13 protein-coding genes and 1 tRNA gene are annotated in these 14,907 nt (G+C 66.7%); 6 read left to right on the top strand and 8 right to left on the bottom strand.

Translation table 11 applies throughout. The annotated features are described in order from the left end of the window. Nucleotides 1–85: 85 nt before the first annotated feature. Nucleotides 86–775 (top strand): hypothetical protein, encoded by a 690-nt coding sequence (locus P5F91_RS15725; RefSeq protein ID WP_145611680.1) that lies wholly within the window; start codon nucleotides 86–88, stop codon nucleotides 773–775. Nucleotides 776–784: 9 nt separating this feature from the next. Here the strand turns inward: P5F91_RS15725 and P5F91_RS15730 are convergent. Then, nucleotides 785–860 (bottom strand) — tRNA-Ile (locus tag P5F91_RS15730). A 544-nt stretch (nucleotides 861–1,404) separates the two neighbouring features. Between P5F91_RS15730 and P5F91_RS15735 the strand changes: the two genes are divergently transcribed. Beyond that, nucleotides 1,405–3,075 (top strand): MFS transporter, encoded by a 1,671-nt coding sequence (locus tag P5F91_RS15735; protein ID WP_145611678.1) that lies wholly within the window; start codon nucleotides 1,405–1,407, stop codon nucleotides 3,073–3,075. A gap of 117 nt (nucleotides 3,076–3,192) precedes the next feature. On the opposite strand, the gene P5F91_RS15740 is transcribed toward P5F91_RS15735, so the two are convergent. After that, complete coding sequence (locus tag P5F91_RS15740) at nucleotides 3,193–3,912, bottom strand: COQ9 family protein (RefSeq protein ID WP_145611676.1); 720 nt, start codon at nucleotides 3,910–3,912, stop codon at nucleotides 3,193–3,195. Between the two features lie 109 nt (nucleotides 3,913–4,021). Further along, nucleotides 4,022–4,561: a peptide deformylase gene (def, locus tag P5F91_RS15745; RefSeq protein WP_145611674.1), complete on the bottom strand. Its 540-nt coding sequence runs from the start codon at nucleotides 4,559–4,561 to the stop codon at nucleotides 4,022–4,024. A 355-nt stretch (nucleotides 4,562–4,916) separates the two neighbouring features. On the opposite strand from def, the gene rpsU reads away from it, so the two are divergent. Next, nucleotides 4,917–5,120 carry a 30S ribosomal protein S21 gene (rpsU, locus tag P5F91_RS15750; RefSeq protein ID WP_012567245.1) on the top strand — a complete coding sequence of 68 codons (204 nt, stop codon included), beginning with the start codon at nucleotides 4,917–4,919 and terminating at the stop codon, nucleotides 5,118–5,120. A gap of 184 nt (nucleotides 5,121–5,304) precedes the next feature. Here rpsU and P5F91_RS15755 read toward each other — a convergent pair whose 3' ends face one another. From P5F91_RS15755 to P5F91_RS15765, 3 genes are all read right to left on the bottom strand, one after another. Beyond that, a complete protein-coding gene (locus tag P5F91_RS15755) occupies nucleotides 5,305–6,969 on the bottom strand; it encodes a methyl-accepting chemotaxis protein (protein ID WP_277907575.1) in 1,665 nt (554 codons plus the stop codon). 252 nt (nucleotides 6,970–7,221) lie between these two features. Then, nucleotides 7,222–7,536 (bottom strand): HNH endonuclease signature motif containing protein, encoded by a 315-nt coding sequence (locus P5F91_RS15760; protein WP_246134452.1) that lies wholly within the window; start codon nucleotides 7,534–7,536, stop codon nucleotides 7,222–7,224. Between the two features lie 73 nt (nucleotides 7,537–7,609). Continuing rightward, nucleotides 7,610–7,810 carry a hypothetical protein gene (locus tag P5F91_RS15765; protein WP_244909245.1) on the bottom strand — a complete coding sequence of 67 codons (201 nt, stop codon included), beginning with the start codon at nucleotides 7,808–7,810 and terminating at the stop codon, nucleotides 7,610–7,612. A gap of 522 nt (nucleotides 7,811–8,332) precedes the next feature. Between P5F91_RS15765 and P5F91_RS15770 the strand changes: the two genes are divergently transcribed. Genes P5F91_RS15770 through P5F91_RS15780 form a run of 3 tightly spaced genes read left to right on the top strand, consistent with a single transcriptional unit; the run spans nucleotide 8,333 to nucleotide 11,412 of the window. After that, the gene (locus P5F91_RS15770; RefSeq protein WP_277907576.1) at nucleotides 8,333–9,553 is read left to right on the top strand and encodes a Re/Si-specific NAD(P)(+) transhydrogenase subunit alpha; all 1,221 of its coding nucleotides are present in this window, start codon (nucleotides 8,333–8,335) and stop codon (nucleotides 9,551–9,553) included. 5 nt (nucleotides 9,554–9,558) lie between these two features. Beyond that, nucleotides 9,559–9,987 carry an NAD(P) transhydrogenase subunit alpha part 2 gene (locus tag P5F91_RS15775; RefSeq protein WP_040848625.1) on the top strand — a complete coding sequence of 143 codons (429 nt, stop codon included), beginning with the start codon at nucleotides 9,559–9,561 and terminating at the stop codon, nucleotides 9,985–9,987. Nucleotides 9,988–10,002: 15 nt separating this feature from the next. Then, a complete protein-coding gene (locus tag P5F91_RS15780) occupies nucleotides 10,003–11,412 on the top strand; it encodes an NAD(P)(+) transhydrogenase (Re/Si-specific) subunit beta (protein WP_088871775.1) in 1,410 nt (469 codons plus the stop codon). 65 nt (nucleotides 11,413–11,477) lie between these two features. Here the strand turns inward: P5F91_RS15780 and P5F91_RS15785 are convergent, their stop codons facing one another. Together P5F91_RS15785 and P5F91_RS15790 are read right to left on the bottom strand one after the other, a co-directional pair. Further along, nucleotides 11,478–12,530, bottom strand: coding sequence for a S66 peptidase family protein (locus P5F91_RS15785; RefSeq protein WP_277907578.1), 1,053 nt, complete (start codon nucleotides 12,528–12,530; stop codon nucleotides 11,478–11,480). 70 nt (nucleotides 12,531–12,600) lie between these two features. Continuing rightward, nucleotides 12,601–14,646, bottom strand: a complete 2,046-nt coding sequence (locus tag P5F91_RS15790) for an aminopeptidase P family protein (protein ID WP_277907579.1) — start codon at nucleotides 14,644–14,646, stop codon at nucleotides 12,601–12,603. Nucleotides 14,647–14,907: the final 261 nt, after the last annotated feature.

Below are 14,907 nucleotides of genomic sequence, written 5' to 3' on the forward strand. Positions count from 1 at the left end.
GGCCCCATGAGAGTGGTGGCTTTCAAGCCGGCATAAGTCAGAAATCGAAAAGCGATGGGGCCGTTCCGTGAGCACACTGGCAGGTATGGCCGTGCTGGCCGTTTCCTTAAGCGTCCCCTTGCAAGCCCTCCTGGATGAATTCACCAAGCAGGCGCCGCCTCAGCAGGCGGCCCAGGTGACGGACGCCATCACCGCCTCACCCTCATTGGCGGCGGAACTGTCGGCTTTGGCCGCCAACGGCCTGCTGAAGGGATTCGAGATCGATACGGCGGGCCGATTGAACCAGTTCGGGGCCGGTGCCCGGGACGGGAAGATCCTTTTCACCCCGACCTTCTTGGGCGATGTCGCGAACACACGGCCGTTCGACGTGGTCGAGGCGGACTCCATCCGGCCCAACAACACGACGTTCGTCCTTGGACACCTGGCGGCCCACGCCAAAACCCCGTCGCCGGAACCGCGCGCCCCGGACGGCACGGCGCGGGATCTGCCGACCTTCATCATGCTCAAGATGACGGACGAAGCGACCGCCGACCTGCAGGGCTGGAACGATGTGGTGGAGGCGGCACAAATGGCCAATGGCGGCAAAGCCCTGACGGTGCCGCAGGTTGGCTACCTCATGATGAGCCTTCGCTACCGGGCCGTCTTTTTCAACGCAATGCGGTCGCAGGAGCGGAAAATCACATTCGCGCCGGATGGCCGCATCGACCCTACGCCGGACAATATTCTGGCATTGGGCACGGCATTGGCCAAAACCAACGTCTTCGATTTCGACTGAGGGAAGGCGTGGTGGGCCCGGCAGGATTCGAACCTGCAACCAGACCGTTATGAGCGGCCGGCTCTAACCGTTGAGCTACAGGCCCACGCGGGCGGCACTTTGCCGGGTAGGAAGGCGGCTTGCAACACCCTTCATAAATTTTTTGCGACACCGCCCAAACCGTTGGAAACGCGCCGCTATCCTTTTGATTTGACGTGCGTTGCCAGGTGAATGCCATGTTGCCGCCTCAAGACTGAGGTGCTACCTTTGCAAGGCTTGGGGCGGTGACTGCATCCTTTGTCCAGGCGGCAAATGGCCGCGGTGGCACCTGGGGTAGCGGTAACACCCGGCGAACGTGGGCCCCGGCAGGGCGACCCGCATGAGGCTCCGGCCAACGGGGTCCGCCAAAGCGGTTGAGTGTCAGGCCCAGGGGCATGCGCGTCCAGGGCCGGGGGGACATATACGCGAAGGGGGGCCAGCGGCAGCAATCCGACTTAAGACGTCCAACCGGACGCCCGTTACCGGGCCCCGCGGGGCCACCAGCGGCACGGCGCCGCCACCGGGCCGGGATCGTCCCGGGCCAGGAGCGTGAACGCCAGCACCAGCCCCGCCGCCAGCCAATACCAGAACATCCATGGGAGGAAGTCACGATGGCGAACATCGCCAGCAGCAGTACCAATGGGGCCTCGACCAGCATGACGGGGGAGGAGCGCAAGGTCATCTTCGCCTCGTCCCTTGGCACCGTGTTCGAGTGGTATGATTTCTATCTGTATGGCGCCTTGGCCTCCATCATCAGCGCCCGCTTCTTCTCGGGCCTGCCGACGCAGGGCGCCAAGGACGTGTTCACGCTGCTGGGCTTCGCGGCCGGCTTCTTCGTCCGCCCCTTCGGCGCCCTGGTCTTCGGCCGGCTGGGCGACCTGGTGGGTCGCAAGTACACCTTCCTCGTCACCATCGTCATCATGGGCCTGTCGACGGCCGTCATCGGCTTCCTGCCCAGCTATGACTCGGTGGGTGTGCTGTCGCCCATCCTGCTGATCAGCTTGCGCCTGCTGCAGGGCCTGGCCCTGGGCGGCGAGTACGGCGGTGCGGCCACTTATGTGGCGGAGCACGCGCCGCACGGCAAGCGCGGCGCTTACACCGCCTGGATCCAGATCACCGCCACCGGCGGCCTGTTCCTGTCCCTGCTGGTCATCCTGGCCTGCCGCACGAGCCTGCCGAAGGCGGACTTCGAGGCCTGGGGCTGGCGCATCCCCTTCCTGGTGTCGCTGCTGCTGCTGGCCGTGTCCCTTTGGATCCGCCTGCAGCTGGACGAATCGCCGCTGTTCAAGAAGATGAAGGCCGAGGGCAAGACCTCGTCCTCACCCATCCTGGAAAGCTTCGGCAACCTCTATAACCTGAAGTTCGTGCTGCTGGCCCTGTTCGGCGTCGTCGCCGGCCAGGCCGTCGTCTGGTACTGCGGCCAGTTCTATGCCCAGATCTTCCTGAAGAATACGCTGAAGATCGACCCCAACACCGCCGACACCCTGGCGGCCGTCGCCCTGCTGTTCGCCACCCCCTTCTTCGTGGTGTTCGGCAGCCTGTCGGACCGCATCGGCCGCAAGAAGGTCATCCTGGCCGGCCTGGCCCTGGCCATCCTGACCTACTTCCCCATCTTCCGTGGCATCACCCACTTCGGCAATCCGGCGCTGGAGGCCGCCATGGCCGCCAGCCCGGCCACGGTGACGGCCGACCCGGCTGAATGCACCTGGCAGCTGAACGTGGCCGGTACGTCCAAGTTCACGTCCAGCTGCGACGTGGCCAAGGCGGCGCTGGTGGGCAAGAGCGTGCCCTACAGCGCGATCGACGGCGGCGCCGGTTCCGTGGCGCAGATCAAGATCGGCGACACGGTCATCGACAGCTACGACGCCAAGGCGCCGGACGCTAAGGAGAAGAAGGCGGCGTTTGACGCGGCGGTGGCGGACGCGGTGAAGGCCGCAGGATATCCCGCCAAGGCCGATGACGCCGCCATCAACAAGCCGGCGCTGACCTTCCTGCTGTGGGTCCTGGTCATCTACGTGACCCTGGTCTACGGCCCCATCGCCGCCATGCTGGTGGAGATGTTCCCGTCGCGCATCCGCTACACCTCCATGTCCCTGCCCTACCACATCGGCAACGGCTGGTTCGGCGGCTTCCTGCCCGCCATCTCGTTGGCCATCGTGGTCACCACCGGCCAGATGTACGCCGGCCTGTGGTACCCGATCATCGTGGCCGCCATCACCTTCGTGATCGGCCTGTTGTTCGTGCGGGAAACCAAGGACACGGAAATCAGCCACGACAAGTAAGCGCGGCTTTGCGGCGCTGAATGGCGAAGGGCCCGGACATCCCCGTCCGGGCCCTTTCTTCATGGTACGGCCGACGCGATCATCCGCCCGTCGTACACACTCATCACGCCCGCCCCATCACGCCCGCTGGCGCAGATGGCGGGAGAAGCGCAGGGGTGAGGGCACCAGGCCGCCCCAGCCTTTCAGCGACGACAGCTTCGGAAGCGACAGGGTGGCGATGCCCTTGCCGACCGCCATGACGTTCTCGATCCGGCGGTCGAGGAAGGCCCAGGTGTCGGCATGGTCGGGCGACCGGTCGCTCAGCCAATACAACACGGTGGCGGTCTGCACCGCGGCCAGCAGGGCCCGCTTGGTGTAATAGTTGAAGTCGGTCGACTGGTCACCGGCGGCGTACCACGCGGCATCCACGGTGCGGTACAGCAGGCGGGCGGCCAAGCCGGCGTGGGTGGGCAGCGCCAGGAAAGAGCTGGCGCGCTGCACCGCCTCCGCCCACGGCGCCAGCAGTTCCAGGCGCACGCGCACCGCCAGGGTGACCCGCGCCCGCACCTTCATCGTGGTCAGGTCCCGGCCCGCCAGCTGCGCCAGCATGGCGCGGTCGGCCCAGTCGCTGAACTGCGCCACCACGTCGGCCACACCGCCGGGGAACAGGGCCGCCAGCTGGGCCGCCCCCATGTCCGCGTCGGCCGCGCCCTGGCGCAGCGCCGCGGCCGACCAGCCGTCGAAGGCCACGTGCGGCAGGACGGCCAGCATCAGCCGGTCGCGCAAAACCAGGCGCTCATCCACCACGTCATCGGCGGGGCGGGAGGCGAACGGGGTGGGGGTGTCAGGGGTGACCATGGGGCTGTCCCTTGCAACGGACGGGCGGCCGGCGGCCGCGGGGTTTGCGCCAGTATAGGCGCGCACCGCCATCCGCCTCTACCCCCTCAAAGGGAAACGGTGAACCGGCTCAACCGGGCAGCTTGGGTACCGACTCGGTGCCGAAATACTTCATTTCTTCCGTGAAGCTGAGGAAGCGGAGGTCGTCCATGCGGTCCAGGTACAGCACGCCGTCCAGGTGGTCGCACTCATGCTGCACCACGCGGGCATGAAAACCCCGCGCCTCGCGTTCCACCACCGACCCGTCCAGGGCCAGGCCGCGATACCGGATGTGATTGTAGCGGGGCACGGCGCCGCGCAGGCCGGGGATGGACAAGCACCCCTCCCAGCCGAACTGCATTTCCTCCGACAAAGGCTCCACCACCGGGTTGACCAGCACCTGGACATCGACGGTCTCCCCGCCCGCCCGCTCCGCCGGGACGCGGAAGACGATGACGCGCCACCCGACATGCACCTGGGGGGCCGCCAAGCCCACGCCCGAGGAGTCGACCATGGTTTCAACCATGTCCTGGGCCAGCTGGCGGACCACCGCGGGTATCGGCTCCTCTACCGGCACGGCCGGACGGCGCAGCACCGGATGGCCCATGCGGGCGATCTTCAGGATGGCCAACGTTCCCCCTTCCCTGGATCTTCGATCAAGTGCCGCCTGGCCCCGCGCCAGCGCGCCCCTACCCCGATATAGGGGGTAGCCTGTTAGTTTCCATGGGTTGGGGCGCCCTGTCACCCCGGACGCCGCCGCCTGTCCTTTGGATAAGGCCGTCCCAGCGGAATGCCGCCCCCCTTACGCCAAGTGCGAAGGCGCCCATCCAGCAACGCATGGGGGCCCCGCGCGACCATGGCGGGATTCACTTCACAGGGCGGGGGGCCTGTGTTATACCACCGGCCTCCGATCGGGCTGCCTGCGCGACCGTGCGTCTTGGCTATTACCCGTTAACCTTTTACTCTGTTTGGAGTGGTGACGTCCCGTGCAAGTGCTGGTTCGTGACAACAACGTCGATCAGGCCCTCCGCGCTCTCAAGAAGAAGATGCAGCGCGAAGGCATTTTCCGCGAGATGAAGCTGCGTCGCAACTACGAGAAGCCCTCGGAGAAGCGCGCCCGTGAGAAGGCCGAGGCCATTCGCCGCGCCCGCAAGCTGCTGCGCAAGCGTCTGGAGCGCGAGGGCTACTAAGCCTTTCACGCGCTGTTAGACGCACGGACGGAGCCGCCCCTGAAGCTCAGTGGGCGGCTTTTGTCATGCCTGCGTTTTGACAAGGTGGCCGGCACCAGGTGCTAGGCCCAAAAGAATCGGCCCAGGATGCTCCCTGGGCCGTTTGCGTAAAAATCATCTGGATCACATCGCTGGAAGCGCCGGATCAGGCGGCACTCATCTCCGCGGTGAAGGAACTGACCGTCCGCTTCAAGGTGTCGGAGTCCCTTGCCAGCAGCGAAGCCGAGGATTGAACCTGGGCAGCCGCAGTGCCCGTGCTGGCCGCGGCATCCGAAACGCCGGCGATGTTGCTGGTCACCGCCTCGGTCCCCCGCGCCGCTTCCTGAACGTTGCGGGCGATTTCGTGGGTGGACGCCTCCTGCTCCTCCACCGCCGCGGCGATGGCCGACGCGATGCCGCTGATATCCTTGATGCGCTGGGCGATGGCCTGGATAGCCCCCACGGCATCGGTTGCGGCCTGACGAATTTCAGTAACCTGCACGCCAATCTCGTCGGTCGCCTTCGCCGTCTGGGTGGCCAGGCTCTTGACCTCGCTGGCCACGACGGCGAAGCCTTTGCCAGCCTCCCCGGCGCGCGCCGCTTCGATGGTGGCGTTCAAGGCCAGCAGGTTGGTCTGGGCGGCGATGTCGGCGATCAGGCGGACCACATCGCCAATGCGCTCCGCGCCACCGGACAGGATCTGGACGACGTGATCAGTGTTGCGCGCCTCGGTGACCGCGTCGTTGACCGTATCCATGGTGCGACCCATCTGCCGGCCGATCTCCTGGATGGAGGCTGACAGTTCCTCGGCCGCTGACGCCACTGTCTGCACATTGGCGGACGTCTGCTCCGCGGCGGACGACACGACCATGGCCTGGCGGTTGGTCTCCTCCGCGTTGTTGGACATCGCCTTGGCCGTGGCGTCCATCTCGTTGGCCGCAGTGGCCAGACTGTTGGACAACTCCGAGATCTTGGCCTCGAAACCCTGGGTGATGCGGGCCACCCGCTCCGCCCGGCGGGCTTTCTCCTCTTGCTCGGCCTTTTGGGCGGCTTCCAGCGCGCGCGCCTTGATGAGGCCCGCCTTCAATTCATTGAAGGCGTGCGCCATTTGGCCGACCTCGTCCCGCCGGTCCAATCCGGCGAGATGGACGTCATAGTCCCCTTGCCCCAGGCTGGCCAGGCCGCCGGCCACCCGCTGCAACGGCCGGCCGATGCCGGTCACCGTCAGGTAAAAGGCCAGACCGCCCACGAGAGCCAGACCAGCGACCACGACGCCAAAAACCAGCCAAATCGTGCTGACCGCGCCCTCGTGGTTCCGGTTGGCGATGGAGTCGGCATCGTCGCGGATGGCATCGGCCAGCTTGGCCTGGCGATCAAGCAGGGCCAACATGGCCGGATCGCATTTCGGGCCCATCATGGTGGTGCTGATGCGGACATTCTCATCAGCGTTGGAGGATTTCGTCGCGGCATCGACGGTTTGGCCGCAAATGCCGGCCGGGGCCAGCAGAGCCCCCATCTCCTGCTGCAAGGCCGCGATATCCGGCGCCCGGGAGGGCAAGGCCGCTTTCGCCATTTCCATGAAGTCGTTATAGGCAGCGACGCCTTTGCGATAGTTCGCCTCGGCCTTGGCGTTGCCAGCGTCATCGGCCACCGTCATGGCTTCGTAGATGGAACGTTCGATAAAGACCAGGCTGCGGTTGCCTCGCGCCAGCGCCATGGCGGCCTTGGACGCACCGCTCAACAGTCGGCCGTAACTGTCATCAATGGCGGACATGCGGCTGGCGGCGAAGCCGGAGGCGGCCAAGGCGAACATGCCCAACAATCCGAGCATCGCCAATATCTTGTAGGTAATTCTGAGATTCGCGAACGCGGACATGCTTCCTCCCGACTTTGATGACACGGGGCCAAGTCTCTGGCCACCAGCCACTCTCGGGACATTTTTTCGCTTTGATTGAATAATTTTTAATTAACACATAAGCAGCCGTATTCTTTCGCATATATAGATATGTAGTCAGCCCCCTTTTGGTTTTGCTGGGAAATTATTCAACAACGACCACTTGCCCGTGAGACATTCTTACAACGCTCAAGGTCGCCGGGGCGCCGTCCTCGTCACGAACTCCGGCGGCTTGTTGGCGACCCAGCGGATGAAGGCGGCGATCGCGGGATGGGCGCGCAGGGCGTCCACCGTGGCGTAAGCCCCGGCCAGGTCCCGCTCACTCAATTCGGCATGGATTTTCCGGTGGCAGACACGGTGCAGCGGCACCGTCACTCGTCCGCCTTGGCTGCGCGGCACCAGGTGATGCTGTTCCACGGAGGGGCCGGGCACCAGGGGCCGGCCGCACAGGGCGCAGAGGCCCGGCTGGGAATCGGGCGCCGGTACCGCCGCAGCCCCATCCAATCTTCCGAATTTCCGGCCCATCCCAACCCCGTCCGGCTCTGCCCATCAGGGACCCGGGGGGAGTATAGCGCCCTTAATGGCGGCGCGCGCCGTCCTCACCGAACACCACGACCGGATAGCCGTTGTAGTTTTCCGGCGCGCCGTGGTCCGGCGCCGTGACGCGCAGATAGATCAGGCCCTCACCGATACCCACGCCCACCACGGGGCGGCCGGCTTCCGTCAGTTCCTTGAACAGGGCGCGCCCGGCCGCGGCCAGCGCATGGGAATCGGTCATCACGAACTCTCTCGTCCACATGGGCGTCACCCGCATCCTGTAAGGCCGTTGCTGTCTGATGACGGTTCAACGCCGGACGGGGGAACACCGGGCGCAGTTTAACGGCGCGATTTGGACCAAACCACCCCAATGTCCTGCATAGGCCTTTTTCGCCCCTGGCCTCGCGGCGCATCCTCGACCACCCTATCTCCTCCCGAGGCACCCAATTCGATGGGGGCCCGTCCCGGCGTCTCGCATGGCTGGCCCTTATGGTAACCGGTGGACAATTCCACTTTCGCCTGTACACCCTGGCAATGGAGAGGGGGATGAACGGATGGCATTAATCACTTTTGCTGCGAAGCCTTGCACGTATCGTGACGGTTCCATGCGCACGCCCCTCCGCTTCTTCACAAAGATTACCGGATAGGTCATGGTGGCCCAGCGTCATCACCCTTCCGCGATAGAGACCTTTTCGCGGCCAAATTGAATCAAGCTGGCCCAACCCAGCGTCACCGGGTCCAGCGATCATGGGGAGCGTAACCAATGAAAATCGGCGTACTTAAAGAACGTCGACCGGGGGAGCTGCGCGTCGCCGCCTCGCCCGAGACGGTACGGAAATTCGTCGGGCTCGGATTCGACGTCACCATCGAGACGGGCGCCGGTATCGGCGCCGCCATCACCGATGACGCGTTCGCCGCCGCGGGCGCCACCATCGCGCCCGACGCCACCAGCGCCCTGGCCGACGCCGATGTGGTGCTGAAGGTGCAGCGGCCGGAACCGGAAGAGCTGGCGCTGATCAAGCGCGGCGCCAAACTGGCCGCCATTCTCAGCCCCTACGGCGACGCCGAGCGGGTGAAGAGCTACGCCGACGCCGGCGTCGACGCCTTCGCCATGGAGTTCATTCCCCGCATCACCCGCGCGCAAAGCATGGATGTGCTGTCCAGCCAGGCCAACCTGGCCGGGTACCGTGCCGTGCTGGACGCGGCGTACGAGTTCGGCCGCGCCTTCCCCATGATGATGACGGCCGCCGGCACAGTGCCGCCGGCCCGCGCCTTCATCATGGGCGTGGGCGTGGCGGGCCTGCAGGCCATCGCCACCGCCCGCCGCCTGGGCGCCATCGTCTCGGCCACCGACGTGCGTCCGGCCACCAAGGAACAGGTGCAGTCGCTGGGCGCCACCTTCGTCGCGGTGGAGGATGAGGAGTTCCAGCAGGCGCAGACCGCCGGCGGCTACGCCAAGGAGATGAGCGCCGAGTACAGGGCCAAGCAGGCGGCCCTGGTGGCCGAGACCATCAAGAAGCAGGACATCGTCATCACCACGGCGCTGATCCCCGGCCGCAAGGCCCCGGTGCTGGTGACCGACGCCATGCTGCGGACCATGAAGCCGGGCGCCGTGGTCGTGGACCTGGCGGTGGAACAGGGCGGCAATGTCGAGGGCAGCGAGCCCGGAAAGATCGTCGAGAAGTACGGCGTGAAGATCGTGGGCCACACCAACGTGCCCAGCCGCATCGCCGTGGACAGCAGCGCGCTCTACGCCAAGAACCTGCTGAACTTCCTCACCCCCCTGGTCGACAAGGAAGCCAAGGCGCTGAAGATCGACTGGAACGACGACATCATCAAGGGCACCGCCCTGACGCGCGACGGCGCCGTCATCCACCCGACCTTCGCCCCAGCGGCACCGGCAGCGCCGCCGCCGCCCCCGGCGCCCGAGCCTGCCCCCACCCCGGCCGCCGAACCGGCCGTCGCGCCCGAGAAAGCGGAGTAAGCCCCATGGACGCGCAAAACTACGCCAAGAACGCGGCCGACCTCGCCACCAACGCGCAGAAGCTGGCCGAGCAGGCCGCCAACGTGGCCAACCAGGCGACGCAGATCGCCACCGACCAGGCCCAGCAGGGCATGCCCTTCATCGTCACCGGCCTGACGGTCTTCGTGCTGGCGGTGTTTGTCGGCTACTACGTGGTCTGGCGGGTGACGCCGGCCCTGCACAGCCCGCTGATGAGCGTCACCAACGCCGTGTCGTCGGTCATCATCGTCGGCGCCCTGATCGCCACGGGCGCGCACCACTTCGGCTTCTCCATGGTGATGGGCTTCCTGGCCGTCATCCTGGCGTCGGTGAACATCTTCGGGGGCTTCATGGTCACCCAGCGCATGCTGGCCATGTACAAGAAAAAGGCCCCTGCCCAGGGCGCCAAGAAGTAAGGGGGCCGGACCATCATGCTGATCGCGACTTCGCTCGCCTATCTCGCGGCCGCCGTGTGTTTCATCATGGCGCTGCGCGGCCTCTCCAGTCCTGAAACGGCCCGCACCGGCAACGCCTACGGCATCGCCGGCATGGCCATCGCCATCATCACCAGCCTGTTCGTGCTGCCGCAGTTCTCCGTCCTGGCGGCCGTGCTCATCATTGTCGGCATCGCCATCGGCGGTGCGGCGGGCGCGCACATCGCCCGCACCATCAAGATGACCTCGCTGCCCCAGCTGGTGGCGGCCTTCCACAGCCTGGTGGGCCTGGCCGCCGTGTTCATCGCGGCCGCCGCCTTCTACGCGCCAGAGGAATACCGCATCGGCACCGATGGCGACATCCATGTCGGCTCCCTCATCGAGATGAGCCTGGGCATCGCCATCGGCGCCATCACCTTTACCGGCTCGCTGGTCGCCTTCCTGAAGCTGGACGGCCGCATGAGCGGCAAGCCCCTGGTCTTCCCCATGCAGCACCCGCTGAACGCGGCGCTGGCGGCGGGCCTGGTGCTGCTGATCCTGCTGCTGTGCACGACGCAGAGCGCCTTCTTCTTCTGGCTGATCATCCTGGTGTCGCTGGGCCTGGGCTTCCTGCTGATCCTGCCCATTGGCGGCGCCGACATGCCCGTGGTCGTGTCCATGCTGAACAGCTATTCCGGCTGGGCGGCCTGCGGCATCGGTTTCACCCTGCAGAACCCGCTGCTGATCATCACCGGTGCGCTGGTCGGCTCCTCCGGCGCGATCCTCAGCTACATCATGTGCAAGGGGATGAACCGGTCCATCTTCAACGTCATCCTGGGCGGCTTCGGCGGTGACGCCGCCGCCGGCGCCGCAGCGGGCCCGGCGGGCGACCGCAGCTTCAAGTCCGGCTCGGCCGACGACGCCGCCTTCATCATGAAGAACGCGTCCAGCGTCATCGTCGTGCCCGGCTACGGCATGGCCGTGGCCCAGGCCCAGCACGCCGTGCGCGAAATGGCGGACATCCTGAAGAAGGAAGGCGTGGACGTGAAGTACGCCATCCACCCGGTGGCGGGCCGCATGCCCGGGCACATGAATGTGCTGCTGGCCGAGGCCAACGTGCCCTATGACGAGGTGTTCGAGCTGGAGGAGATCAACCGCGACTTCGGCCAGGCGGACGTGGCCTACGTCATCGGCGCCAACGACGTCACCAACCCCGCCGCCAAGACCGACCCCAGCAGCCCCATCTATGGCATGCCCATCCTGGACGTGGAAAAGGCCAAGACCGTGCTGTTCATCAAGCGGTCCATGGGCGCCGGCTACGCCGGCGTGGAGAACGAACTGTTCTTCCGCCCCAACACCATGATGCTGTTCGGCGACGCCAAGAAGGTGACCGAGGAGATCGTGAAGGCCATGTCGGGCGGGCATTGAGCCCTTTAGAGCCCAGAGCGTAAGACAAGGCCCGGCGGAGCGATCCGTCGGGCCTTTTCCTTTGCCTATCCTGACACTCCACTCTCCAGCACCGTCAGCGTACGCGCCGTGGCGTCCAGGTGGGCCTGAACGCCCAGCGGCAGGGTCAGGGTCTCGTCGGTGTGGCCTAGGGCCAATCCTGAGACGACGGGGATGCCCAGGTCGCCCAGCACCAGGTCGAACACCTCGTTCAGCCCGTAGGGTGAGGCGTCAGAGGGCTTGTCGCAGCCGGCGCAGGCGCCGACGACGATGCCGGACGCGGCCTGGAGCTTGCCGGCATGCCGCAGGGTCCACAGCATGCGGGCGATGGCGTAAGGCGCCTCGTCCACGTCCTCGACCATGAGGATGGCGCCGCGCGTATCGATCTCCCACGGCGTGCCCATGGCGGCCATGATCATGGACAGGTTGCCACCCACCAGCCGGCCGGCGGCCTGGCCGGGCGCAATGGTGCGCAGCGGGTAGTTGGGGCGCAGCGGATTGCCCTCCTCCGGGTTGGGGAGGATGCCAAGCGGCTCCGGCGCGCAGACGGCACGGCGCAGCGCCTCCAGCGAGAAAGGCGTGAACTTGGCCAGGCCCGGCATGCGGCCATGGAAGGTGACCAGCCCGGCCTTGCGCGCGACGGCCAGGTGCAGCAGCGTCGGATCGCTGAAGCCCAGGAAGACCTTGGGCTTGCGGCGGATGAGGTCGTAGTCCACCCGATCCACGATCTCACTGATGCCGTAACCGCCGCGCGCGCAGAAGACACCGCGGATGGCCGGGTCGTTGATGAAGCCGTGCAGGTCGGACAGCCTCTCCTGGACGGAAGCCTTGAAGGCCCGCGAGCGGTCGAAGAGATGCGGCGAGAGCACCGGCACCAGGCCCAGGCCCTGGACGACCGCCGCCACCCGGTCGGCGACGGCGGGGTCATAGACGGCGGTGCTGAGGTCCAGCACGCCCACCTTGTCGCCTGCCTGCAACATCGGGGGGCGCAGCATGGGCGGCTTGCTCAGCGATGGTGATGACGCCGCGTGGGCGCCATCGGCCGAAGACGCGATGACGGCGGCGATACCCGCCGTCGCCAGGAATGAACGCCGATCCACTGCCGCCCCCAATCGTGAGGACGGCAGCTTAAAGGATGCCGACGGGCTCGCAAACCCGCCGGATTTAATCTCAGATGGGCGCTGTGGCGGTGGCCAGCCAGGCGGCGGCATCCGCCTCCAGGTGTGGCCCCACCTTTTCCGCCACGCGGGCGTGATAGGCGTTCAGCCAGGCCTTCTCCGCCTCCGTCAGCAGCGCCGGCTCGATCAGATTGCGGTCGATGGGCGCCAGGGTCAGGGTCTCGAACGCCATCATGGGATGGTCGCCGCCGGGAATGTCCGCCGCCGGCCGCACCAGCACCAGGTTCTCGATGCGGATGCCGTACTGGCCCGTGCGGTAATAGCCGGGCTCGTTCGACAGGATCATGCCGGGCACCATGGCCACCGTGTTGGGAGCCTTGGCGATACGGGCCGATTCCTCATGCACCGACAGGAAGCTGCCCACGCCGTGGCCGGTGCCATGGTCGTAGTCCAGGCCCTGGGCCCACAGGAACTGGCGGGCCAGGATGTCGATCTGCGAGCCGGTGGTGCCCTTGGGGAAGCGCAGGGTGGCCAGCGCGATGTGCCCCTTCAGCACCAGGGTGAAGTGGCGCTTGGCGTCGGCCGGCGGGGTGCCGACGGCCACCGTGCGGGTGATGTCGGTGGTGCCGTCCAGGTACTGCCCACCGCTGTCGATCAGGTAGACACTGTCCTTCTCCAGCACGCGGTTGGTCTCGGGTGCTGCGCGATAATGGACGATGGCGCCATTGGGCCCGGCGCCGGAGATGCTGTCGAAGCTGGTGCCCCGGAACATGGGCTGTTCCTTGCGGAACTCGAACAGGCGGTCCGATGCCTCGATTTCCGTCAGGGTGCCGGCCGCCGCCGCACCGCTCAGCCAGTGCAGGAAACGGGTGACGGCGACACCGTCGCGGGCATGGGCGGCGCGGGTGCCGGCGATCTCCACGGTGTTCTTGGCGGCCTTGCGGAAGACGGTGGGGTCGCGTTCCTTCACCACCCGGGCACCCGCCTCCGTCAGGCGGTCGAACACCCAGGACGCCGTCCAGACAGGGTCGACCCGCACCTTGCCGCCGGTGGCGCCGATGGCCTCCAAAGCACCGCGCAGTTCCTCCGGCTTGCGGACAGAGACTTGGTTGCCCAGGTGGACCTCCAGCCCCGGCACCAGCTTGCGGCTGTCGATGAACAGGTCGATGTCGCCGTCATTGGTCAGCAGGGCGTAGGACAGCGGCAGGGGCGTGTTGGGCACGTCACCGCCGCGAATGTTCAGCAGCCATGCGATGCCGTCCGGCTGGGTCAGCACGGCCGCCAGTTCCCCATTGCGCTTCAGCTCTGCCGCGATCTCCGCCCGCTTGTCGGCGGAGGACTGGCCGGCTTGGGCCAGGGCTTGGGCCACCACCGGCCCCAGCGGGGCGGAGGGGCGGTCGTGCCAGATGGCGTCCAGCGGATTGGTGTCGACCGCCACCAGTTCCGCGCCGGCGCGGCCCAGGGCCGTCTTCATGCGGTCGATCCAGCCCACGGTGTGCAGCCACGGATCATAGCCGATGCGGCCGCCCTTCTTCACGATGCCGGCGATCCAGTCGCCGTGGAAGGTCTCGGTCAGATGGTGGCGCTCATAGAGGCTGGCGGACACCTGGGCCTCGGCCTGCAGGGTGTAGCGGCCGTCGACGAAGACGGCGGCGCGGTCGCGCATCACCACGGCGATACCGGCCGAGCCGGTGAAGCCCGTGATCCAGGCCAGGCGCTCCGACCGGGCGGGCACGTACTCACCCTGGAATTCATCGGCGCGGGGAATGACGAACCCGTCCAAATCCATGCGCGACAGTTCGGCACGCAGCGCCGACACACGGGCGGCGATATCACCCACCTGCGGCGGGGGCGGCGCCTCGATCAAGGACTTCAAGGCGGCCAGCTGGGCCGCCAGTTCCTCCGGCAGGTCGCGGCCGAACAGGGACAGGAAATGGCTCGGGTCCACATCCTCCGGCGCCGCCCGCACCCCGCGCAGCAACTCCCGCACCCCGGCCACGTCACGGTCGATGCCGGCGGCCTTCAGCAGGCGCGCCAGCTCGGCATCGCCGCGGTAGGGTTCAACGGCGGGGTGCGGGGTATGATGGGTGCTATCCACGGATAAGACGCCTCTCTCAAGGCCGCGAGGATCGGCGGCCGATTGATTTGGGGGACGAAGCTAGGACGCGGCACGCACGCGCGCAAGAATATGCGCCCCGATGGCATGCCGGATGCCGCGGGCCATGCCCCGTGACCACCCTAAAGCCCCCTTGCCGCCAGTGTAGGCGAGGCTTTTGACAGCATCAAATTTTTTGGTGGAAAGCCCCCATGAGAGGGGGGGAAGCGTCGCGGCGGGGACCAACGCGGGGAGAAGACCCCC

Source organism: Nitrospirillum amazonense (assembly GCF_029594735.1).
Lineage (GTDB): Bacteria > Pseudomonadota > Alphaproteobacteria > Azospirillales > Azospirillaceae > Nitrospirillum > Nitrospirillum amazonense.